This window comes from Rhodohalobacter sp. (assembly GCF_034521535.1).
Classification (GTDB): Bacteria; Bacteroidota; Rhodothermia; order Balneolales; family Balneolaceae; genus Rhodohalobacter.
This window is the reverse complement of the sequence record NZ_JAXHMF010000002.1, coordinates 175,929-198,836: the sequence shown is the minus strand read 5'-3', so window position 1 is coordinate 198,836 and position 22,908 is coordinate 175,929. Positions and strand designations below refer to the sequence as shown.

The following is a 22,908-nucleotide window of genomic DNA, read 5'->3' as shown; positions in this document are numbered from 1 at the left end:
TAGCGCAATGTTCAGCAAATTTGTATCAACATTCAAAGAGGTTTACAATCACCCCAGAAATGTAATTGATCAGTTTCTTGAGAGTGATGACAGAGATTTTTTTCATCCCTTTCTGTTTCTGATTATCGGGGCATTAGTCGTAACTGCAGTGAACACTGTGTTAGTAGATTTTTCATTCGACCCCGTACTTGGCGAATTTGATCCAGAGAATGAACAGATGCGTGAGATTGCGGAGTGGATTCAGGCGAGTACAGTTCGTTCAACCACTCAATTTTTGCCGATCTCATCTGCGTTACTTCTTGTTCCCATGCTGTCCGTTGGCGGAATCTTTTTTTTCAGGGACTATATTTCCGGATTTTTCAGTCTTCTGGTAATGAACAGTTATGCTGTGGGAGCAACCATGCTGTTTCAGCTTTTTCTCATCCCGTTTTGGATGTTCTCCGGCGTAAGCATGCTCGATCCTATTGCCAATGCAACTCTTCCCGCTGTTGCCATTGCAATTCCTACTCTATGGATCTACAATTCCTACATTATGAGCTCCGATTTCATGGCCTGGGTAAGAATCATCTCAACGTTCATCGTTGGATATGTACTCTACGCTGTAATAACAGGCTTTGCAGCCTCAATTATCGGCTATATGATTTTTGCCATTCAGAGAATCAGTGAGATGTCGGGTCAGCTTTAATTCACGTGTGTTCGTTTGAATATTAGAAAGATCTTTGAATGTTTCAGGAACCTTAATAATAGTCTCCCTACCTTTCTCAACAAGGAGGGGATTTAGGGGAGTTGTTTAAGAACTTTCATTAAAATCCACCAAATACCGCTTTTAATAAGGATACTTGTAAAGACTCTTCTACAAATTCTTATCTCAAATCCACGTCAATTAAAATTCACGAACAACTTCACCGAGCTTTTGTATCGCTTGTCGGCACTGTTCGGCAGTTGTGTAGGGTGCAGGGCCAAACCGGATGATATCTCCTCTCGCATCAGTAAAAACTCCCTGGCTGAGCAGTTGAGCTCTTATCTCTCTGGCGTGAGGAGATTTCAGCGCCAAAAATCCACCGGTTTCCTCAATCGGGCGAGAGTTAGCGTGTTGAATAAGATCCTTAGAAAATGACTGCTCATCGAAAAGATCGCGTAAATAGGAAACCTGATCCGAATATTGCCGGCGCAATGTTTCCGGTGATAATCCCATCTTTTGAAAGAAATTCGCAACCGCTGCCGCCCGGAATTGTGAAATAGGGTCGTATGTACCGGACGCGAATTTCTGATCTCCGTCATCAAACGATACCGGCTTGTCATCTCTCGGTTCATCCAGTGTGTCGAAGGAGGCAAACCAACCGGTAACTGCCGGACGAAGCTCGCAATCTGAAGGATATCGTAAGAAACAGTTTGCCTCGCCCCACTGAAGATACTTATAGCCTCCAATAAGGACGTAGCAGTGCTCTAAGCCTTCGTCGGTAATGGAGAGGGGTACTACGTTGGTTCCATGGTAGTCGTCGATTAGAAGCGGAATTCCTGCCTTTTTGGTTGCGGCGGCTATTTCAGAAATCCTTGTGTTGATTTCAGAAGTCTCAAAATAGATTCTCGATAACATCACAGCTGCTGTTCGGTCGTCCATTTCCTCTTTAATTGCGCTGAGCAGCTGATCGTCATCTTCATGTGGCAGGAAAACGATGTCGTATCCCTCTTCCCGGTATCGGCGCAACTGACGATACATCGAGTGAAACTCTCCGGTGGTAGTAATGATTTTCGGTTTTTCCTTCAAATTGAGTGAAGAGAGCCAGGAGATCATCAACACGTGTGTATTCTGTTCACGGCAATATTTCCCGGTCGGATCGTCGTAATAATTTCGGAGATAGGAGCGCAGGACTTCAGTTTTTTCAAAAGCGGCCGACCACTTTGTGTCTACCTGATCAGCGGCAAGCTGCATATATTGTCTCACTCCGTCGAATGCAACATCGGGCCATGCCTGATGGGAGTGACCTGTAAAAAGCAGTCTTGCACTGACGTTAAAATGGGAGTAGTGTGGCTGAAGAGATTGTGCCAGTTTATCAAATTCTTGCATCATCAAATATTGAAGGATTTATAAAAATATGAAGCTTAATCGAAGTCGCCTTGGTGATAGCGATCGGCAAGCCTTTGTTCATTAACTCTTTTGAAACCGTCAAGGTTCTTTTCATCAAGGGATGCCAATGTCATCTCCCGCTTACCGAGTGCACCGGGCGCACGGGCGATTTTCCATCCTGCCACAGCCATCGCCGCCCTGGCAGATGAAGCTGCACAATAGGTAGAAAGGATCGCTGATTTTTCAGCATACGATTTCAACCTCTGAAAAACTTCCGGTGTCCAGAGTTCTGCGTTTACATCGGGGGAAAAAGGATCGTGGAAAAAGTAGTCGATGGGTTGATCGGGCTTTGGAGAGTCATCAAACGGACCGATGAACAGATTCAGCGTCAGGTATTCCGAAATTTGAAAACTGTTGGTTCCGGGATCGGCTTCCGAAAAAATCGATTGCAGAAGTTTTCCCGGATTTTGTTGCTTCAGCTCATCTCCAAAATCAAACTTGGCCGCTGTCTCCGGATCAACCGGAAAAGCTTCAACAGTATAGAAATCGACATCCGGTGGATTTTCCAGCTGCTCAAGATAGTTCTTAAGCAGGATGAGGTTCAGGCCGGTACCGAAGCCCATTTCAAAAATAGCGATGTGGTCTCGTTCCTGAAGCGCTTCAACAAGTCCCGGTGTTTCAAAAAAGACAATTTTACTTTCAGCTACAGCACCGTTCGGATTGTGGTAGTGCTGATCAAAAACAGGTGAGTAGAGCGTTGTTGAGCCATCTTTGGTTTCCGAAATTCTCGGTTTTTGATCTTCGGCGCTCATCAGTTAAGCCGTTGCCACTTCGTCCAGCTTAACTCCCACAAGGCGACTCACACCGGTTTCCGGCATGGTTACTCCATACATCATCTCCGCTTTCGACATGGTCTTCTTGTTGTGCGTGATGATGATAAACTGAGTGTCCTGGCTGAACTTTTTAATCATGGCAGAAAATCGCTCGATATTCGCATCGTCCAGTGGAGCGTCAACCTCATCAAGCACACAGAAAGGTGAGGGCTTTACGAGGTAGATTGCAAATAGCAGGGCAATGGCCGTTAGGGTTTTCTCGCCACCGGAAAGCTGATTAATACTCGATGGACGTTTTCCCTTGGGATTTGCTTTGATATCGATCTTGGCTTCCAGCGGATCTTCGGCATCTTCCTCAATCAGGAGATCACAGTAGTCATCTTCGTGGAAGAGCGTGTTAAACACATTTTTGAAGTTGGCGCGAATTCTTTCAAACGTCTCGTCAAATCGCTGAGTAGCCGTTTGGTTGATCTCATCGATGGTTTCACGCATCTCAACTTCAGCTTTCTGAAGATCCTCGATCTGTTCTTCGTAGAAATCGAGCCGCTCTTTCTCCTCTTTGAACTCCTCAATGGCCAGCGGGTTTACATCCCCGATTTGGTTCAGCTTCTGCTTCAGCCAGGCAATTCGTTCTTTGGCATCTTCGGGCGACATATCTTCGGGCAGAGATTCCTCCACCTGATCCATCAATATTCCATACGTCTCCCAAATGTGATCAGACAGTGCCTGAGACTTCATCTCAAGTTTTTCGTGCGCCATGGAGAGATGGTGAACAAGTTCGAGGTTCACCTCTTTGCGTCGGCGCAGTTCTTTTAACTCTTTCTCTATTTCGTTGATGATTCCGCGCTGCCGGCTGCTCGCCTCTTCTGCCGCAGAAAGCTTTTCATCGGCCTCCTGTTTATTCTCTTTTTTGATGGAGAGCTGTTTTTCAGTCTGCTCTATGGCGTACTTATATTTCTCAATTTTCTCTTTGCTTTCAGCCATCAGCTCCTTTCGCGAACTCAGCCGTGTTCTGATATTTTCAATACCGGTTTCGGCTCGATCGATATCCCGTTCCAGGTTTTGAGCTTTGTTTTTTACATCCTGATGCTTGAGCTGTGCATCGTTGTAGCGATTCTGTGCGATGGCCCGCTCATCCTCCAGTTTCTGAAGAACGTCTTTCTTTTGATTCTGCTGCTTACTCAGTTCAGTAATCTTTTGCTGAAGTTCTTTCTGCTTAGGGTGCAGCTCGTCGAGCTCTTCCTGCGCACTGTCCAGATTGGACTGAAGGTTCGACTTCCGGATCTTTAGATCGTTGATATTCTTTTCATACAGCTGAACATTAGACTGCCATCGACTTGACTGCTGCTCATACTGACGAATTGATTTCTGAATTTCTTTGATCTGCTGACGAATTGAATCTGTATTAAGCTCTTCCAGTTCGCCATTCAGTTGATCCAGCTCTTTCTGTTTTTCTTCAAGAGAGTGATCCGCATTTTGAACCTTACTCTTCAGTTTTTCGAGCTTATCTTTCAAGCCCAGCCGAACTCCGGCTTGTTTGTTTTTACTTCCGCTCTTCAGAAAATGATTGGCGGTGATCAGATCACCCTCAACCGTAACCGCAGCTGAAGCGCCATTTTTCAAAGCTTTTGAACCCGCTTCTATGGAATCAGCCAGAATCGTTGAGCCAAGCAGAAGCTGTGCTACAACGTCAAACTTACTTTCGGGATGAACTTCCCGGTAGATTGATCCGTCAACAACTTGATAATTTTCTTTAAGCTCTTTCAAGGGAATGAACGTTGCCCGTCCTTTTCCTTTCTCTTTCAATATTTTGGAGGCCCGGACGGCATCATCCATCGAGTCAACAATCAGATAGTTGATCATTTCACCCAGCGCCATTTCAAGAGCAGGGGCGAGCTCTTCTGATGTGTGAAGCACTTCTCCAACGGGTGAGAGTGTTGAAAACTCAGAGGCATGATTCTCAGTCAGATAAGAGATCGAGGAGGGGAGCGCTTCATTCGATTCGGCAAGGCTCTCCATCAGTGAGATCTCTGACTGCACGGCATCTTTTTTACTTTTCAGCGATCGCAGGGTTTCCCTGAGTTCTTCCCGTGTTTCTTCAAGATTTTGGCGCTTTTCAACAGCGCTTTCCAGACGCTCTTCCTGCTGTTCGAGTTTTTGATTGGCCTCTTTCAGCTTCTCTTTAACCAGGTTTAACTCTCCCTTCGCGTTGGTAATCTCATCTTCCAGATCTTCAATATCCCGATCAATTCGCAGCCGGTCATCCTCGCTGTTTTCAAGCTTTGACTCGAGTTTGATGCGATTCGACTGCAGAGCCGAGAGCTTTTTATTTACATCGCTGATTTCAATTTCGAGCTCATACAGTTCATGACGCACCTTGGTGAATTTCTGCTGTACTTCATTAAATCGCTCTTTGGAGTTTTTCAGAGTTTCTTCTGATTTCTCTTTTTCATCAGCAAAGTTCTCCAGCTTTTCGATACTGTCTTTCTTGAGCTGCTCAAGTTCCGTCAGATCTTTCGAAGCCTGCTCAATATCATTTTGGTGCTGCTTGATCACACCCTCCTCATTCACAATCTTCTCTTTTGTGATACGGAGGTTGGTTTCCATTTCACGAATGGAGGAGTGCAATTGACTTACCCGCCGTTGAGCTTCGGCCTGATTTCGCTCTTTTTCCAGCAGATGATTTCGGGCTTTCTCCTCATTTCCCTCCAGTTCTTCAACTTTTTGAGCAATCTCTTTCTTCTCTTTATCTGCATTGTCTATTCGTTCCTGCAGCGGTTCCAGCTCATGTTTAACGGCATTGTATTGCTGCAGTGTGTAACCCTGATCCAGCGATTTTAACTCTTTTTGATACGCTTTGGCTTTGCCCGCTTTATCCGCCTGAATTTCAAGTGAACGCGTTTTTTTCCGAACTTCTACCAGAATATCTTCAAGTCGCTGGAGATCTTTCAGAGTTTCATCCAGTTTTCTGAACGTCTTTTTCCGCTGATCTTTATAGCGGGTAACTCCGGCAGCCTCTTCAAACAGTCTTCGGCGGTCATTATTTCTGTCATTCAGAATCTCCTCCACCATTTTAAGCTCGATCACGGAGTAGGCGTCCGAACTCATTCCGGTATCCATGAAGAGCTCCATAATATCCTTCAGCCGGCAGTGCGTGTTGTTGATCAGGTACTCACTTTCACCGGATCGGTAGAGCCTTCTTGTAATCGTCAGCTCACTATACTCTACGGGTAAGATTCCCTTATTATTCACAAAAGTGAGGGATACATCCGCCATGCTCAGAGCTTTTTTTTTGGCGGTACCGTTAAAAATCACGTTGCTCATGGCGCTTGAGCGAAGAAGGGTAGGTCGCTGCTCTCCTAAAACCCAACGGAGAGCATCAACAATGTTGGATTTTCCACAGCCGTTCGGTCCCACAATAGCCGTGATACCGCTATCGAACTTTACGTGCGTTTTGTGCGCAAAGCTTTTAAATCCGTGAAGTTCTAAATCAGAAATGTACATGCTTCAAAATGTATAAAAAGAGGATGGCAATAAATAAAAAAACATGGTATTTACACCATCTCTAATCCTGTAAAGGAGAAAAGATGAAATACCATGTTTCAGGAAAATCATGAAATACTACACGGTCATAATCTCTTTTTCCTTGGTTTCAAGCATCTCGTCGACCAGCGCGATATACTTGTCGGTCAGTTTCTGAATTTCATCCTCAGCTTCAAACCGGCTGTCTTCGGGCAGGGACTCTTCCTGCACGGTTTTTTTGATTTCGTCGTTGGCGTCCCGTCGAGTATTTCGAATACTGATTCGGGCTTTTTCACCCACTTCTTTAGAGTGTTTTACAAGCTCTTTTCTGCGCTCCTCGGATAGCATGGGAAGTGGAATACGGATAATGTTACCGTCATTGTTCGGATTCAAACCCATTCCGGAAGACATAATTGCTTTCTCGATTTCCTCCATTGCTGATTTGTCGAATGGCTGTACAACCAACAGACGAGCTTCCGGGGCTGCCACGGATGCAAGCTGATTGAGCGGAGTTTGTGATCCGTAGTAATTGACCTTTATTCCATCAAGCAGGGAAGTGGTAGCTTTACCGGCTCGGATATGCGATAGCTCTTTTTTACAAAAAGCCGCAGCCTCTTTCATTTTATCCTTGGCGTCGTCGATAATTAACTGAATTTCTTCTGGTATCATGGCAGTCTGTACGAGTTAATTGAATAGATTTTCTGAAATAGCATATCTGAATCAACTTCAGCAGCTTTGTAAGCAAAGATTGAATTTAATAAAATGGTTAATCATCCCAAACAACCGTTGTGCCAACAGTTTCTTCAGAGCAGACAACTTTTTTGAGATTCCCTCTTTCATTCATATTGAAAACGATAATAGGTGTCTCATTGTCGCGACAGAGGGTGAATGCTGTGAGATCCATTACATCGAGTCTTCTGCGCAGAATCTCATCTCCGGTAATAGTATCGAACTTCACGGCTTCACTGTTCTTTTCCGGATCGGAGTCGTAAATACCATCAACCCTAGTTCCCTTTAAAATCACATCCGCTTCAATTTCGATGGCGCGAAGTGAGGCTGCTGTGTCTGTTGTGAAGTATGGATTTCCTGTACCGGCGCCGAATAGAACCACTCGGCCTTTTTCGAGGTGACGAATAGCTCGCCGTCGAATGTAAGGTTCTGCAATCTCTTCCATGCGAATGGCACTCATCAGTCGGGTGTGAACACCTTTACGTTCAAGTGCATCCTGAAAGGCCATACTGTTGATCATGGTTGCGAGCATTCCCATGTAATCGCCCTGCACGCGATCCATTCCCTCCGTTGCACCTTTTACACCGCGAAAAATATTTCCACCGCCTATCACTACAGAAACTTCAACTCCCTCAGCCTGAACTGCTAATACTTCATCTGCATACTGAGTAAGGATATCGGCATCAATTCCGTGTCCCTGTTCTCCTAAAAGTGCTTCACCGCTTAATTTGAGAAGTATTCTCTTATATTGATTTGCCACTGGTCGTTAGTTTAGAAGTTCATTGATATAAAAAAGGCCACCCTTTGAAGGTAGCCTTTTTTGAAGATAAATAATTAAGCTTCGCCAAGCTGCATTCGATAGAATGACTTGACGAGTGGAGCATCGTTTTGCTCCAGATACTCTTTAACGGTTATGCCGTTATCTTTAACGAATTTCTGCTCGTGCAGAACACGCTCTTCGTAGAATCTTCGAAGTTTTCCTTTGGAAGCTTTTTCAGCAATCTCTTCAGGTTTCCCTTCATTGATAAGTTGCTCTTTGGCAATTTCCAGCTCCTTCTCTACTACAGAAGCATCTACTCCATCACGGGTAGCAGCCAGGGGATTCATCGCGGCAATCTGCATGGCAACATCTTTACCAACGTTGTCGTCAGAAAGTTTGCCGTCAAATTCTACGAGTACACCAAGCTGGTTGCCCGGGTGAATATAATCAACGAGTGTTCCGTCAGTTTCTAAATAGAACAACGCGGGCGATTTCGATTTTCTCACCAATCTTACCGACCATCTCTTCAAGATGTTTTTCGGCAGTGAGTCCGTCAATTTCAACGCTCATCAGATCTTCTGAGCTGGTAATATTATTTTCGTAAGCAGCTTCGAGAAACTTATTCGCCTGATTCTGGAAATCTTCGTTTCGCGCTACAAAATCAGTTTCGCAATTGATTTCGATAGCTGTAGCTTTTTTATGATCATCACTGATTTTAGTCAGGATCAATCCTTCATTAGCTTCTCTTTCAGATCGTTTTTCAGAAACTTGCTGTCCTTTTTTACGGAGAATTTCGATGGCTTTTTCCATATCGCCATCAGCTTCGCCCAGGGCTTTTTTACAGTCCATCATACCCGCGCCTGTAGCGTCGCGAAGTTTTTTTACATCTTTTGCACTAATGCTCATGAGTTTTGAAAAATTTTCAGTTCAGGTTTACTCTTTGTCAGAATCAGATTTTTTCTCTTCTTCTTTCTTATCATCATTTTTAGCTTTTGCGCTATCATCATCTTTTTTAGTGCTCTCATCTGCTTCACTTTTGGCACTTTTTTCTGATTGATCTTTAGCGCTCTTATCTTTTTGATCTTCAGCACTTGTTTCTGCTTTATCTTCAGAACTTTCTTCTGATTGATCCTTGCTGTCAGAGTCTGAAGCTTTTCGCCGTCTTTTTCTACGCTTCGTTGATTTTCCGGCTTTTACTTCTTTCTTCTCTTCCTGTTCTGAATCTGAGCCGGTGTCCTTCTTAGCTTCAGCTGCGGCTTCTTCCATTAGCTCTTCTTCCTTGATCGCTTCTCTTTCAGCATTTCCTTCAATAATGGCATCAGCGATTTGAGCCGTTACCAGCTGAATGGTTCGTGCAGAATCGTCATTTGAAGGAATGATGTGATCGGGAATGTCAGGATCACTGTTAGTATCAACCATAGAAATAATCGGGATATTCAGCTTTACGGCTTCATTAATCGCGATATGCTCTTTAATGGTGTCCACAACAAATATGGCGCCGGGTATACGTGTCATATTCGCAATACCGCCAAGTGTGAGCTCAAGTTTTTCTTGCTCTCTGTCGAGCATCAAACCCTCTTTTTTGGTGAGCTCATCAACCGTACCGTCAGTCTTCATTTTTTCGATCTCTTCCATTCGTGAAATACTTTTGCGAACGGTACTGAAGTTTGTAAGCATTCCGCCAAGCCATCTGTGTGTTACAAAAGGCATTCCGCAACGGATCGCTTCTGTTTTTACAATCTCCTGAGCCTGCTTCTTGGTACCAACAAAGAGAATCGTCTTACCGGCACGAGCAAGTTTAGTTACCTCATCAAGTGCTTCCTGGAGATATTTTTGAGATTTCTTAAGATCGATGATGTGAATGCCGTTTCTCTGCATAAAGATGAATTCTTTCATCTTTGGATTCCAACGGCGGGTCAGGTGACCAAAATGCGCACCTGATTTTAATAGTTCTTCTACGTTTGCTGCTTTAGGCATGTTTGTATCGTCTTTTTTTGAGTTATTCCTCTACGCAGGTCATTCTCAATGCGCTAATTCCATCCCGATCGATCGGGGCAGAACACTCGGCGAAGAGTCACTGCGTATGTGTATTTCAGGCTGGAGGCACTTTGCCTTAGCCTGAGTGAGAGTTTAAAAGTTTTTTTGGTAAGAGGGTTAGCGCAGGTGAAAGTGGCTTAAGAATAAACCTGAATCTTGTAACCTGAAGCCTGTAACTCTTATCGTTTGGAGAACTGGAATTTCTTACGAGCTTTTGGCTGACCGTATTTCTTACGCTCTACCATTCTGTCGTCTCGAGTAAGAAGTCCGTGCTCTTTCAATACGTCGTGAAGACCTTCGTTCAGGTCGTCGATTGCACGAGCCAGTGCGAGGGAAATTGCACCTGCCTGGCCTGTAACTCCGCCGCCACTAACTGTTACTTTGATGTCATACTTGCCATCAAGTTCAGTAACATCCATTGGAAGACGGGCAATATTTACCCGGGCCTGAGTATTCAGGTGTTCCGTGAGAGGTTTTCCGTTAACGATGAATTCACCGCTACCATCTTTAATGTATAAACGAGCTGTGGACGTTTTACGACGTCCGATGTAATTTTCTTGTGCCATTATGAGAATTTAGATCTCTAAAATTTCCGGTTGTTGTGCAGTATGTGGATGAACTGATCCTGCATATACCTTCAGATTTTTTAAGATCTGACGGCTAAGCTTGTTCTTAGGCAACATTCCTTTCACCGCAATGGTGACCAAGGATGTCGGATCTTTTTTCTGCATATCAAGAGCAGAAGTATATGTTTCAGAGCCGATATAGCCTGTATGCCTGAAATATTTTTTATTAGTCAGTTTCTTGCCGGTCAGTTTAACCTTCTCTGCATTAATGACGATCACATTGTCGCCGGTGTCTGCATGAGGTGTGAATTCCGGTTTGTTTTTTCCACGAAGGATAGATGCAACCTTAGACGATAATCGTCCCAGAGGTTGATCTTCTGCATCAATGATTACCCACTTCTTATCTACAGTGGCTGAGTTTGCGTTGTATGTTTTATTACTGATCGTATTCACGATATTCTCTTTGTTTTTCTTGCAAAATTGGAAAGTTGAAAAAGATAAAGGGATTTATTGTGTATTGCAATAGTAAATCCACTCAAAAAAACTGTTTGAAGATGATTATTCCTGTCTGAACCCATTAAATTCAAATAGTAGCATTATTGAGTTGTATCGATTATCCTCATTATGTTATATCGGTATAAATATTTTTGCAATAAGTGTTAGATCAAACATTTAAACACCGCAAAATGGATACAAGGTTTGGCTCTCTGTTTGTGTTATGCATATCACTTCTGTTGTTGGCAAATGGCTGCGAACAAACTTTTGAACCTCTGCAGAAAAACGACGAGTTGACATTTTCCATGTATGGTGTTGTTGATGTGCATGGGGAATTTAGTGTTGTACGCGTGATGCCCATCGGAGAGAGATTGATCAACACCGATCCTGAATCCAATAACTCAGAGGTATTTCTGGTTCACAATTCTACCGGAGATCGAATTGCATATCAGGATTCACTATACAAATTTGGCGGCGATACATATGTGTGGAATTATTTTTCGAGTGAGAATCTCATCGCAAATGATAGTTATCGCTTTGTGGCCGAAGATACGGAGGGCAGGTCCAGTTACGCTCTAATAAATTTACCATCAGAGTTGCCATTTCCAACAGTCGAAGAGTACAGTACCGGTTTTGAGTCCGGTATTATCAAAGGGGAAAGTGAAGATCCGATTGTATCAATCAAGACACGATATTATGTACAGCCAATTAATGAAATTGGATGCGATCCGGAGATGGAGGTTGTCATTTCTCACTTAGATCAATTGATAACCAGAGCTGACGGAAGCTACCAAGTGGAGGTCAATAACCGATCGGAAATATCAAGGGCTTTAGGTCCGTCAGTTCAGAGTTTCAGAATAAACAGAAGAGAGTTACTGGTCGTGTCGTCCGGTGAAGACTGGCCGGAATTATCAGAACTGATTGATCTTGAAATCACTTTGCCTGATGTAATCAATAACGTAGAAGGAGGAGTGGGATATGTTGCGGGAGTAGCAGGCCGGATCATTCAAATTACACCACCACAAGAGCCATGTTAGCAATTCGTAGAAGAGACTATATAATATCAAAGAATTGAATATGCCAAAGTTAACTTGTTTCATTTTTGTGATATGCACACTGACATTTATTGGCTGTGAGAATTCTTTTGAACCGCTGCAAGTAAATGAAGAGCTGACTTTTTCAATAAACGGAGTTCTGGACGTGCATGCAGATACCCAGTGGGTTAGGGTTATGCCGATAGGTCGGTCATTGATTCCTGCCGATCCAAACGAAAATGGCACGGCAGTAGATCTTACGAGACAATCTACCGGAGAAGTTATTGCACTCGAAGACTCTCTCTTTATGTTCGGTGGCGATACCTATGTATGGAATTATTGGCTGACAGAGGATATGAATGGTGACGAATCATATGAAATTGTTGCTGAATCTCCTGATGGGGATCAAAGCCGTGTGGTGGTAAATACCCCTTCACCGCTTCCTGTTCCGAATGTAATCTATTCAGAAGATTTTGAAAGCATTTCAGTGTCAGGTATCGCGTTGGATACAATTGTGGTGGCTGAAACAAGATATCTTGCTCAAGCCTTGACAGAAGCCGGTTGTGCTCCTGAAAGAGAGATAATTTTCTCTCATCTGGATGAAATGAATTTAACATCGGGTAATGAGTATGCCATCAATTCAAACAATAGAGAAGATATTGCGAGTGAATTAGGCGTGTTTGCAGATCAAATTAGAATTAATCGTCGGGAATTTGTTGTCGTAACGGCCGGCCCCGACTGGCCGGAGGATGTAGGCCTGAGTGATCTTGAGAAGAATCTACCGGAAGTAATTTCAAATGTAGAAGGAGGAACCGGATTGGTGGCGGGTATAGCCAGGCGAAAAATTGAAATTCTGACGCCGCTGGAGAATGAAAAGTTCAGTGACGGATTTGACCAATCTCCCTAATAGGAGTGAGGGGTGTCCAAAGGAATCTCATTATTTTTTGATGAGCATCCCTCAATCCCCTGGAATTTTCAATGATTTATCTAAATTCAGAAGCTTATTCATGATCTGATGAATTGCCTAAAAAATCTGAATGTATGACTCTAAAATATCAAATAGCATTTATACTGATTTTATTATTCACGTCAACAAACGTTGTCTTTTCACAGAACAGCGTCATAAGAGGTGTTGTTACGGATAGGCAGTCCGGGCAAACTCTCGACAGGGCAACGATTTCTGTTCAGCCTCTGCCTGATGGTGAGCTCAAAGGTACAACAACCGATCAAAACGGGTTTTATCAAATAGGGAATCTGGATGCCGGTGAATATTTATTTCAGGTCAGGTATGTAGGATTTGAAACCTATAGCGACACAATCTCTGTATCCCGTGGGTCAAATGTTATTTCCAGAAATGTTTCTCTAACTCTGGAAAGTGAGGAATTGGAAGAGCTGACGGTTTCTGACAGGAGTTTCCAGGGTGGTTCAGGACAGGTTAATGTTCGTCCTGAATTTTTCGACAGGGCACCGTCACCGGGTGGAAATGCCGATCTTGTAAGTTATATACAGACACAGCCGGGTGTTTTGGTTACCGGAGACCGGGGAGGGCAACTTTTTGTTCGGGGCGGCTTGCCTTCTGAAAACTTAATTCTGATGGATGGTACGATGATCTATCAGCCGTTTCATATTGTCGGATTCTTCTCTGTATTTCCGGAGAATGTGGTGTCATCCGCAGATTTCTATGCCGGAGGTTTTGGACCTCGATACTCCGGGCGTGTCTCATCTGTGATGGACGTAAGGTTGAGAAACGGTGATCTCTACGAAAGGGGATGGTCGGCGTCCGTGAGTCCATTTATTTCAGATTTTTACTTCGAAACGCCTGTAAAAGAAGGAAAAAGTTCGCTGATGGTTTCAGTTCGGGGTTCATTGATTGAGGAGAGCAGTAAGTGGTACCTGCAGGAGCAGCAGCCGTTAAAATTTAACAGTCAGCTGGCGAAGTTCAATAGCGTGAGTAACACAGGTGTAAGTTGTTCTTTTTTGATGATGAGAACCTACGATCGCGGTAGCCTTGATTTTGATTCCGACCAATATTTTAAATGGAATAATTTTGTAACCGGAGGAAGATGTGCAGGTGCCTCGGAGAGTACGTCGTTGTCATTTATGGAGTTGAATTTTGGTTTGTCATACTTTTCCAACGAAACTGACGGCGGCGGGAGTGGAAACCGGTTTTCGAATATTTTCAGATCTAACCTGGATATGAGTTTTACCCACTACTGGTCAGATACGAGAATCGACTATGGTTTTTTCACAAATTACAGGACAGTAAAGTACGATCTCGTTAACAGATTCAGTTCCCTGGATGCCAATGAAGCCTCATTTTTAAGTACCGGAGGGTTTTTAAATGTGAATATTCCATTATGGCAGTACTTGAATGTTGAGCCGGGTTTTTCTTTTACATCCTATATGAATCGGGTTCCAACAAGTTTTGAGCCCAGATTGCGGTTTTCTCTTGATGTACCCGGCAGATATGATTTTAAACTACACGGTGCCGCCGGTATTTATCGCCAGCCATTAATAGGCCTGTCAGATTTCAGGGATGCAGGAACAGCTTTTACCGCATGGATAATAGAACCGGACTCCGACAGATCACTTCAAACCACTCATTTTTTGTTGGGGTTTGATTTTGCAATGAGCCGATTTTTGAAATTATCAGTTGAGGGGTATCACAAAATCATTCAGGACACACCGGTTTCTGTCTGGAGTTCTGTGGCAGAATTTACAACAGATATTGCATATGCCAATGGCAATGTGAATGGATTTGATTTGAGGCTGGACTATGACAGAAGAAATTTTTTCGCGGGGCTGGGATACGGTTATGCCATCACAGAGTACGAAACAGCACAAGACCATTTCACCCTCTGGTTTGGCGAAGAGGTGCAAACGTACAATCCATCGCACGACAGGCGCCATCAACTCAATGCGCAAGTAGGTTTAGAATTTGGAAATTTCTCAACCAATTTGAACTGGAGTTATGGTTCTGGAATGCCGTTTACCCGGCCGATTGGTTTCGACAGTTTTTTCTCATTTGAAGAGGGTCCCCCTGAAGTTACCGAGGGTTATGGAACCCCCAGGATATTACTCGACAAACCTTTTCAGGGAAGGATGCCGGAGTATCACAGGCTGGATGTGTCGCTGGAACACTATTTTGATTTAGACAGTGCTGACTTGAATGTCCAACTCGGAGCCATAAATTTATACGATCAGTCCAATCTGTTCTATTACGATGTTTTCTTTCAGAGAGGAATTAATCAACTGCCCTTTGTTCCATATCTGTCTCTGAAGCTGAGTTCTAAATAAAGTGAGGTCTTCATAATAGTTTAGGAAAACAGTTTGAGACTGTCCCAAAAGATGTATTTGAAATATGGGTGCTTTAATTATTTAACTTTTCTTCGTGAACCTTTGTGCCTTTGAGACTTCGTGGTAATAAATCGCGGTTTTTACCACGAAGACGCGAGGACACGAAGCATCACAAAGGGCATTTTTTATAAAAATTAAAAATGAACTAAATAATTTAGGTCAAGCTTAGATCATATATACTTTTTGGACAGCCTCCAGGGGTGGTTGGGCCAGTATTTTTTCCTTAAAAACAGGAAAAGAGAGCACTTCCAGATAGTTAAACTCAAAGATTTTTTATTAATCTCATTTTAAATTGGAGTACTTCACTCCTCCCAAACCGTCCATGTACGGACTATCATGAGATTGAATTTGGGCCTGGGTTGAAAATGGAATAAGAAATGTGAAAAGGAGAAGAGTTACAGTAAACAGTCGGGTCATCTATTCGGATAAATTGATTAAGGATTAACCGAATATATCCGAGAGGGTTGTAAAATCCTTAAAAGAAATTTTACCGGCCTTATTTGCCAAAAATAGATCTTATGATTTATGTGGAAAAGTGAAGGTAAAAGAAGCTCCGCCACGGTTGGGCTCCGATACAGTCATCTCTGCTTCCAGATTTGCTGCGAATGTGTTAATCAGCATAGAGCCTAAGCCGTCCTGATTTTTGGGATTAAACGTATCCGGCAGGCCCGGTCCGTTGTCCGTTACCGTAAGTATAATATTATTTCCGTCTTTCTTTAGTTTAACCGTCAGTTCTCCATCAGCTCTGTTTTTAAAGGCATGTTTAAAAGAGTTGACAACGAGCTCATTGACCAGCAAACCGCAATAAATCACGCTCTTTGAATCTATTTCGACGGAATCCATTTCAAACTGAAGCGAAACGCGATTGTTCAGTTCTGTAAACGTGTTGTGCAAAGATTCAACAAGATCTTTCAGGTAAACATCCAGTTTGATGTCAGACAGTGAGTCGGATTTATAAAGTTTATCATGAATAAGGGCGATGGACTGAATACGGGTTTGGCTGGTCTGCAAAATTCTGTTAGCCTCCTCATTTTCAGTACTTAACGACTGCATCTCTATCAAACCTGAAACAATAGAAAGAGAATTTTTGACCCTGTGATGAACCTCCTTCAGTAGCATCTCTTTTTGATCTAAGGAGAGCTGAATATCCTTTGTTTTGGTCTCGACGCGGTATCGCATAAAGAGATAAATTCCAAACAGTATAGCTGCCAGTGCCAATACGCTCCAAATGATCAGACTCACATAATAGGAGGGAAGACCGATATAGTTCAGGTCGTCAGGTGTTCGTAAAAAGAGCTTGTAATTTTTTTGGCCCGGAAACTCAGGATTGTACTCGGTGATAACCCCCTCTGCGGCAATTTTATCTCCAACACTTAATACATCAAAGTTGAACTCGGAGAACCGGACGTGAAAGTTTGAAACATAAACCATGATGCTGTCAGGGCTGGTTTCAGGTGAAATAATAACGTATTTGCCATTATACGTACTTCCCTTGTCGGTGATCACTCCATCCCCTTTGGCAAGTACACCAAGGTAATCTGCCGGATTGGCTATTATATCCGTTAAATGTAACGGCCTTAGAGTAGATCGATTCTGATAAACGCGGTAGGAATCCGCCTGTACTTCAATCAGTCCGTTGTAAGAATCGACGGCTCCCCATACCATCAGGCTGTCGCCGGGCACTATAGGATCATCGATGTTGTAAGAGAAAATGGAAATTCCCGAAGAATCATCCTGGATGAATAATTGCAGGTACTGTTCATGAAATAATCCACTGGGAGAATTGGCAATTCCGGTGGTGATAACCTTTTCTCCAAGTAAATCTGGCTGCCCATCTCCGTTACCGTCTGCTCTTATCTGATCGTAAGTACTGATGGAATCAGATACCGATTGAGCAAAGAGCGTAGAACTGAGCAGAAAAAGGAGCAGTAACGTTGTAAGAGGGAATAATTTTTCAGCCTTGAAATTCAAAAAAAGCATTAAGTGTCTATATAATGTACTGGCTATGGATATTCAGTAATAAGTACTGTTATTGTCCATTTGATGGCCAAGTTTAATCATAAAGGTTCAGTGTTACAATAATTCAACAGCTTATTGAACATTTACTGCGATCTGCCATCCGGATTGGCAAAGATATTATCGCAAAAATCCCTTATTTTAGATTGATAGAAAAAGTAAGACTTCTAACATCTTGAAAGCACAGAGGATTTATGACAACAGACAACCCACTCCAACATACCAAGACTCCGTTTAAAACGGGTTCGGGGGAGGCGCATCTTTATAGCCTTAAAAAACTCGAAAAACTTGGTTATGGTAATATTGGCAAGCTTCCGTTTACCATAAAGATATTACTTGAAGCTGTATTGAGAGAGTATGATGGCTTTGCAATCACTGAAGACGACGTTAAACTTTTGACCGACTACAACGCCAAAAATCCACAGGGTGAAATTCCTTTTAAACCATCTCGTGTAGTACTACAGGACTTTACCGGTGTTCCGGCTGTTGTGGATCTTGCTGCACTCCGCTCAGCAATGGATAGAATGGGTGGAAATCCTACTTCCATCAATCCGCAGGTTCCTGTCGACTTGGTGATTGATCACTCCGTACAGGTGGATATGTTTGGTAGTGATGCCGCGCTGATGTTCAATGTTGAGAAGGAGATGGAGCGTAACAATGAACGCTACGAATTTCTGAAATGGGGGAAAGAGGCATTCGATAATTTCCGTGTGGTTCCTCCGGGACGTGGAATTGTTCACCAGGTGAACCTTGAATACCTTGCAAAAGGAGTATTTACAAGAAAAGAGGATGACGGTTCAACCGTAGCCTACCCCGATACACTGGTGGGAACAGATTCGCACACAACCATGATTAACGGTCTCGGTATTCTCGGCTGGGGTGTTGGCGGTATTGAGGCGGAAGCAGCTATGCTTGGTCAGCCAATCTCTATGCTTGTGCCGGAAGTTGTAGGTATGAAAATAACCGGTAAACTCCGTGAAGGAATTACCGCAACAGACTTAACACTGACTGTAACTCAAATGCTCCGAGAGCACGGGGTGGTTGGTAAGTTTGTAGAATTTTACGGTGACGGAATCAGCAATATGAGCCTTCCCGATCGTGCGACCATTGCAAATATGTCTCCGGAATATGGAGCAACAATGGGTTTCTTCCCGATTGATGAGGAGTCACTCCGTTACATGAGCCGAACCGGCCGTTCAAAAGAGCTTGTAGATTTAGTAGAAGCTTATACGAAGGAACAGGGACTTTTCAGAACTGATGATACTCCTGATCCGGAATTTACATCCACGCTTGAACTGGATCTGAGCACAGTTGAAACCTCACTTGCAGGCCCGAAGCTGCCACACGACCGTATCAAGCTGGGCAACATGAAGAAAGCGTTTGAGATGTCGCTGACAAGTGATAATCCAACGATGGGCTTTAACCTGACTCAGGAGAAACTGGCCAATAAGGGAATCTTTAAGAATGGCCAGGAAATTGAGATGAAGCATGGCGATGTAGTCATTGCAGCAATTACTTCATGCACAAATACCTCGAACCCAAGTGTGATGCTGGGTGCCGGTATTGTCGCGAAAAAAGCCGTCGAAAAAGGACTTAAAGTACCTGCGTATGTGAAGACATCTCTCGCACCGGGTTCACGGGTTGTAACTGAATACCTGAAAGAAGCAGGATTGACCCAATACATGGACACACTCGGATTCAACCTGGTAGGTTATGGATGCACAACTTGTATCGGTAACTCAGGCCCGCTTCCCGAAGCTGTTGAAACAGCCATTAAAGAGGGCGACCTGATTGCTGCCGGCGTACTTTCAGGAAACAGAAACTTTGAAGGACGTATCCATCCGTGGGTGAAAGCGAACTATCTGGCTTCACCGCCGCTGGTTGTTGCGTATGCGCTTGCCGGTACCGTCGATATCGATCTGGAAAACGAACCTATCGGAAAAGACAAAGACGGAAATGATGTGTATCTGAAAGATATCTGGCCAACTACTGCTGAGATCGCTGAGCATCTCGACGCAGCAATTCGTCCAGAGCTATTTGAGAAAATGTACGGCGACATCTTTGAATCTGAAACATGGGATGATATTCCGGTATCCGGCGGAGATCTCTTTAACTGGAGTGAAGAATCGACGTATATCCAGGAGCCGCCATTCTTTGTAGGAATGAAAGAAACTCCCGATCCCATCAAGCCAATTAAAGGTGCCCGGGTTCTTGTGAAAGTGGGTGATTCCATTACTACGGACCATATTTCTCCCGCAGGAAACATCAAAAAAGAGAGTCCCGCAGGGCAATATTTGATTGAAAACGGGGTGGAAGAGAAAGATTTCAACTCTTACGGTTCTCGCCGGGGTAATGACCGTGTGATGACACGCGGAACCTTTGCCAACGTGCGGTTCAAGAATCAGCTTGCACCCGGAAAAGAGGGTGGCTTTACCAAGTACTTCCCGGATGATGAGATCACTACGATTTATGAAGCATCTCTGAAGTACAGGGAGAACGACACTCCTCTGGTAGCATTAGCCGGCACTCAGTACGGAACGGGTTCATCCCGCGACTGGGCTGCGAAAGGAACCAATCTGTTGGGTGTTAAGTCGGTAATCGCTGTTTCTTACGAGCGTATTCACCGATCAAACCTGATTCAGATGGGCGTTCTGCCTCTGCAGTTTAAGGAAGGAGACAGTGCAGACTCACTTGGACTGGACGGAACCGAAACCTTTGACATCCACGTGGATGATAATGTGAAAGCCCGCGATGAGATCAAAGTGACGGCAACCAAACAAGACGGTGAAGTGATTGAGTTTATGACCGATTGCCGAATCGATACACCGGTTGAGGTAGATTACTACCGAAATGGCGGTATCCTCCACAAAGTTCTTTTAGACTATGTGAAAGAGGATAAGAAGAAAAAATCCTGATTTATCGGTTCTTACTGATATCAAAAACCCCCGTGGTGAAAACTTCGGGGGTTTTTTGTTTCTCAAAGGGCCGGAAAAAAATTATGCGTATAAAAAGTCCTTAATTATTCGTTAATTGTGCAAAAACAAAGTTAACATACAAATGCTCGATTTAAAGTTATGACAGAGGGTAAATCAAAAAGTGAAAATCTTCACAAAAAACTACAGAAAGAAAACCTTTCGCTCATTCTTGAAACTCTTGAGGGTATCAATAATACCAATGAGTTTAAGACGGTTTTGCATGAAAGTATGGAGGCAACCCGGCAGGTTATGGACTCCGAGGCGAGTTCACTTTTCCTGATTGACGATGAAAAAGGTGAACTATTTATCAGCGTGCCTACAGGGCCGGCAGAAAAGGAGGTTGCCGGTAAAAGTATTCCCAAGGATAAAGGTATTGCCGGTTGGGTATTGAGCAATCAGAAGCCTTATTTGACTAACGATGTTACAAAATCCGAACATTTTTATGGCGACCTGGTTGAGAGTTTTACAACAAAAAACCTGATGTGTGTTCCACTCATAAATCGGCATGGAGATGTGATTGGGATTATTCAGGCGATGAATAAACGTGACGGAAAGGATTACCTGGATAGTGAAATTCCGGTGTTCGAGTCATTGGCTACCCATATTACCATTGCTATTGAACGCACGAAAAAAATTGATTCAATGAGAGATACCATTCAGCAAAAAGATGTGATGATTGCTGAAATCCATCACCGGGTAAAAAATAATTTACAGGCTCTTTCAGAACAGATACAAAAAGACGCCAATGAGATAGAGGATGAGAAAGCCAACGAGCTCCTTAGAAAAATTGAGATGAGAATGAAGTCGATGGCTAAATTGCACGATCTGTTGGTTGAGAAAAAGGTAAACGAAAAGGTTGATCTGTATACCTATACAAAAAATCTGGCTAAAAAAATTGAAGATTCAATGAGCTTCAACATGCTGGATATCCAAATTGGTGTATCAGGAAAAGAAATTACTGTCTCACAAAATAAAGCTCTTTTATGCGGGCTGATTCTAAACGAACTCCTTATCAACGTTTATAAGCACGCCCAATTAGAAGGGACAAAAAATGTTAATGAAATCGAAGTCAGTGTTTCAAATGATGAAGGTCTTGTCATATTAAGCGTTGCAGATAATGGCATTGGTGTTCCGGATGATTTTTCTATTCAATCCAAAAGATCTGTAGGGATGTGGATAGTACACGAACTGCTTCAGAAACTGGATGCAGATATGACGGTACTAAACGACCCCGGCGCCCGATTTACAATTACATTTCCGGAGTAATCCAATCAATTTGTTTTCCGGTTAGCCTTTATCCCAAAAATTATTTATACATAAGGTGTAAATATTTAACGGGGTATCATGGAACCAATGGAAAAAAACATCGAAGAAGAGAGCTTTGAAGCTCTGCCGGACAACAATCTCCGCCTGCTGCTCGATACAATAGAGGGAATCAATCAAACCAAAGAGTTCAAGTCTGTTTTGGTTGAGAGTATGGAGGCAATTCGGCTGATCATGAATTCTGAGGCTAGCTCGTTGATGCTTATCGACAAGGATACGGGAGAGCTTTATGTCAGTATGCCAACCGGGCCTGTTAAAACCGACATTGCAGGTAAACGCATTCCAAAAGACAAGGGAATTTCCGGATGGGTAGTATCTCAAAAAAGACCCTATCTGACGAACAATCCTGCTGAATCAGAGCATTTCTATGGAGATCTGGTTGAGGGTTTTAAAACGCGCAATATTATTTGTGTACCGCTTATTAACAGAGAAAATGAAGTTATTGGCGTAATGCAGGCGCTTAACAGGCGGGACGGTAATGAATTTACGACAAGGGATGTACCCGTGATGCAGGCTTTGGCAAGTCATATTACAAGTGCTATTGAACGAACTCGTATGATTGACCGGCTCCATGACCGTCTGAAAGAGAAGGATACGATCATTGCGGAAATTCATCATCGAATAAAAAATAACCTTCAGGTAATTCTATCTATTGTGGAAATCGAAGCGATGGATATGGAAGCCGGAAATCCAAAAGACGTGCTGAGCGAGGTGGCGCACAGAATCAAGTCGATGGCCAAGCTCCATGAGATGCTGAGTGAAAAAAATCTGGAAAATCTTGTGGAGCTGGGGGGCTATTTGAAACAGCTATCCGAGACCATTCAAGAAACCATGCACTCCATTCTCTACAATGTGAAACTGGAGCTGCAAAGTGATAAAGTTGAAGTAAGGCAGGAGCAGGCACTTCTTTGCGGATTGATAATAAATGAGCTCTTGATCAATATTTATAAGCATGCTTTTCTTAAAGATGAACAGGATGGCAAAATTAAAATTAACCTTACCCGCGAAGATGATCAGGTGAAATTGGAGGTATCGGATAACGGTGTAGGTCTTCCCGAAGATTTCAAGTTTGAAAAAGGAGAGTCAATCGGGATGTGGATTGTGGAAGAACTGCTGAAAAAGCTGAATGCTCAAATTTCGGTTGAAGGTGTTGGCGGCGCAAGGTTCATGATTACCTTTTCATCTGAATAAAC

At 43.3% G+C, this 22,908-nt stretch carries 18 protein-coding genes; 7 read left to right on the top strand and 11 right to left on the bottom strand.

What is annotated here, in order from left to right; translation table 11 throughout:
• The first annotated feature begins 7 nt into the window (after positions 1-7).
• Entirely contained in the window at positions 8-685 is a 678-nt protein-coding gene (locus U5K35_RS03160; protein ID WP_322570027.1) for a hypothetical protein, read from the top strand.
• Between the two features lie 198 nt (positions 686-883).
• Here U5K35_RS03160 and U5K35_RS03155 read toward each other — a convergent pair whose 3' ends face one another.
• The 10 genes from U5K35_RS03155 to rplM all read right to left on the bottom strand — a co-directional run bounded on the left by U5K35_RS03155 (position 884) and on the right by rplM (position 10,968).
• On the bottom strand, positions 884-2,071 hold the full coding sequence (locus tag U5K35_RS03155) for a hypothetical protein (protein ID WP_322570026.1): 1,188 nt from the start codon (positions 2,069-2,071) through the stop codon (positions 884-886).
• A 32-nt stretch (positions 2,072-2,103) separates the two neighbouring features.
• The gene (gene mnmD, locus U5K35_RS03150; protein ID WP_322570025.1) at positions 2,104-2,880 is read right to left on the bottom strand and encodes a tRNA (5-methylaminomethyl-2-thiouridine)(34)-methyltransferase MnmD; all 777 of its coding nucleotides are present in this window, start codon (positions 2,878-2,880) and stop codon (positions 2,104-2,106) included.
• A 3-nt stretch (positions 2,881-2,883) separates the two neighbouring features.
• A complete protein-coding gene (smc, locus tag U5K35_RS03145) occupies positions 2,884-6,405 on the bottom strand; it encodes a chromosome segregation protein SMC (RefSeq protein WP_322570024.1) in 3,522 nt (1,173 codons plus the stop codon).
• Positions 6,406-6,522: 117 nt separating this feature from the next.
• Positions 6,523-7,092, bottom strand: coding sequence for a ribosome recycling factor (gene frr / locus U5K35_RS03140; protein ID WP_322570023.1), 570 nt, complete (start codon positions 7,090-7,092; stop codon positions 6,523-6,525).
• A gap of 97 nt (positions 7,093-7,189) precedes the next feature.
• Complete coding sequence (gene pyrH, locus U5K35_RS03135) at positions 7,190-7,912, bottom strand: UMP kinase (RefSeq protein WP_322570022.1); 723 nt, start codon at positions 7,910-7,912, stop codon at positions 7,190-7,192.
• A 74-nt stretch (positions 7,913-7,986) separates the two neighbouring features.
• The gene (gene tsf / locus U5K35_RS03130; RefSeq protein ID WP_322570021.1) at positions 7,987-8,394 is read right to left on the bottom strand and encodes a translation elongation factor Ts; all 408 of its coding nucleotides are present in this window, start codon (positions 8,392-8,394) and stop codon (positions 7,987-7,989) included.
• Complete coding sequence (gene tsf / locus U5K35_RS03125) at positions 8,375-8,818, bottom strand: translation elongation factor Ts (RefSeq protein WP_322570020.1); 444 nt, start codon at positions 8,816-8,818, stop codon at positions 8,375-8,377. Before tsf (U5K35_RS03125) ends, tsf (U5K35_RS03130) begins: the two co-directional genes overlap by 20 nt.
• Positions 8,819-8,845: 27 nt before the next feature.
• Entirely contained in the window at positions 8,846-9,889 is a 1,044-nt protein-coding gene (gene rpsB / locus U5K35_RS03120; protein WP_322570019.1) for a 30S ribosomal protein S2, read from the bottom strand.
• 239 nt (positions 9,890-10,128) lie between these two features.
• Positions 10,129-10,515, bottom strand: a complete 387-nt coding sequence (gene rpsI / locus U5K35_RS03115) for a 30S ribosomal protein S9 (protein ID WP_322570018.1) — start codon at positions 10,513-10,515, stop codon at positions 10,129-10,131.
• A 9-nt stretch (positions 10,516-10,524) separates the two neighbouring features.
• Complete coding sequence (gene rplM, locus U5K35_RS03110; protein WP_322570017.1) at positions 10,525-10,968, bottom strand: 50S ribosomal protein L13; 444 nt, start codon at positions 10,966-10,968, stop codon at positions 10,525-10,527.
• A gap of 233 nt (positions 10,969-11,201) precedes the next feature.
• Here rplM and U5K35_RS03105 point away from each other — a divergent pair, with 233 nt between their 5' ends.
• From U5K35_RS03105 to U5K35_RS03095, 3 genes are all read left to right on the top strand, one after another.
• A complete protein-coding gene (locus tag U5K35_RS03105) occupies positions 11,202-12,047 on the top strand; it encodes a hypothetical protein (RefSeq protein ID WP_322570016.1) in 846 nt (281 codons plus the stop codon).
• A gap of 40 nt (positions 12,048-12,087) precedes the next feature.
• The gene (locus U5K35_RS03100) at positions 12,088-12,951 is read left to right on the top strand and encodes a hypothetical protein (protein ID WP_322570015.1); all 864 of its coding nucleotides are present in this window, start codon (positions 12,088-12,090) and stop codon (positions 12,949-12,951) included.
• A gap of 134 nt (positions 12,952-13,085) precedes the next feature.
• On the top strand, positions 13,086-15,341 hold the full coding sequence (locus U5K35_RS03095; RefSeq protein WP_322570014.1) for a TonB-dependent receptor: 2,256 nt from the start codon (positions 13,086-13,088) through the stop codon (positions 15,339-15,341).
• A 576-nt stretch (positions 15,342-15,917) separates the two neighbouring features.
• On the opposite strand, the gene U5K35_RS03090 is transcribed toward U5K35_RS03095, so the two are convergent.
• Complete coding sequence (locus U5K35_RS03090; protein WP_322570013.1) at positions 15,918-17,372, bottom strand: sensor histidine kinase; 1,455 nt, start codon at positions 17,370-17,372, stop codon at positions 15,918-15,920.
• 239 nt (positions 17,373-17,611) lie between these two features.
• Between U5K35_RS03090 and acnA the strand changes: the two genes are divergently transcribed.
• From acnA to U5K35_RS03075, 3 genes are all read left to right on the top strand, one after another.
• The gene (gene acnA / locus U5K35_RS03085; RefSeq protein ID WP_322570012.1) at positions 17,612-20,332 is read left to right on the top strand and encodes an aconitate hydratase AcnA; all 2,721 of its coding nucleotides are present in this window, start codon (positions 17,612-17,614) and stop codon (positions 20,330-20,332) included.
• A gap of 159 nt (positions 20,333-20,491) precedes the next feature.
• Complete coding sequence (locus U5K35_RS03080) at positions 20,492-21,658, top strand: GAF domain-containing protein (RefSeq protein WP_322570011.1); 1,167 nt, start codon at positions 20,492-20,494, stop codon at positions 21,656-21,658.
• 87 nt (positions 21,659-21,745) lie between these two features.
• Positions 21,746-22,906, top strand: a complete 1,161-nt coding sequence (locus tag U5K35_RS03075) for a histidine kinase dimerization/phosphoacceptor domain -containing protein (RefSeq protein ID WP_322570010.1) — start codon at positions 21,746-21,748, stop codon at positions 22,904-22,906.
• Positions 22,907-22,908 lie beyond the last annotated feature (2 nt).

What these genes read in the sequence shown, in the direction of transcription:
- U5K35_RS03160 (WP_322570027.1), top strand. Translation starts at nt 8, where the DNA reads ATGTTCAGCAAATTTGTATCAACATTCAAAGAGGTTTACAATCACCCC.
- U5K35_RS03155 (WP_322570026.1), bottom strand. Translation starts at nt 2,071, where the DNA reads ATGATGCAAGAATTTGATAAACTGGCACAATCTCTTCAGCCACACTAC.
- mnmD (WP_322570025.1), bottom strand. Translation starts at nt 2,880, where the DNA reads ATGAGCGCCGAAGATCAAAAACCGAGAATTTCGGAAACCAAAGATGGC.
- smc (WP_322570024.1), bottom strand. Translation starts at nt 6,405, where the DNA reads ATGTACATTTCTGATTTAGAACTTCACGGATTTAAAAGCTTTGCGCAC.
- frr (WP_322570023.1), bottom strand. Translation starts at nt 7,092, where the DNA reads ATGATACCAGAAGAAATTCAGTTAATTATCGACGACGCCAAGGATAAA.
- tsf (WP_322570020.1), bottom strand. Translation starts at nt 8,818, where the DNA reads ATGAGCATTAGTGCAAAAGATGTAAAAAAACTTCGCGACGCTACAGGC.
- rpsB (WP_322570019.1), bottom strand. Translation starts at nt 9,889, where the DNA reads ATGCCTAAAGCAGCAAACGTAGAAGAACTATTAAAATCAGGTGCGCAT.
- rpsI (WP_322570018.1), bottom strand. Translation starts at nt 10,515, where the DNA reads ATGGCACAAGAAAATTACATCGGACGTCGTAAAACGTCCACAGCTCGT.
- U5K35_RS03105 (WP_322570016.1), top strand. Translation starts at nt 11,202, where the DNA reads ATGGATACAAGGTTTGGCTCTCTGTTTGTGTTATGCATATCACTTCTG.
- U5K35_RS03100 (WP_322570015.1), top strand. Translation starts at nt 12,088, where the DNA reads ATGCCAAAGTTAACTTGTTTCATTTTTGTGATATGCACACTGACATTT.
- U5K35_RS03095 (WP_322570014.1), top strand. Translation starts at nt 13,086, where the DNA reads ATGACTCTAAAATATCAAATAGCATTTATACTGATTTTATTATTCACG.
- acnA (WP_322570012.1), top strand. Translation starts at nt 17,612, where the DNA reads ATGACAACAGACAACCCACTCCAACATACCAAGACTCCGTTTAAAACG.
- U5K35_RS03080 (WP_322570011.1), top strand. Translation starts at nt 20,492, where the DNA reads ATGACAGAGGGTAAATCAAAAAGTGAAAATCTTCACAAAAAACTACAG.
- U5K35_RS03075 (WP_322570010.1), top strand. Translation starts at nt 21,746, where the DNA reads ATGGAAAAAAACATCGAAGAAGAGAGCTTTGAAGCTCTGCCGGACAAC.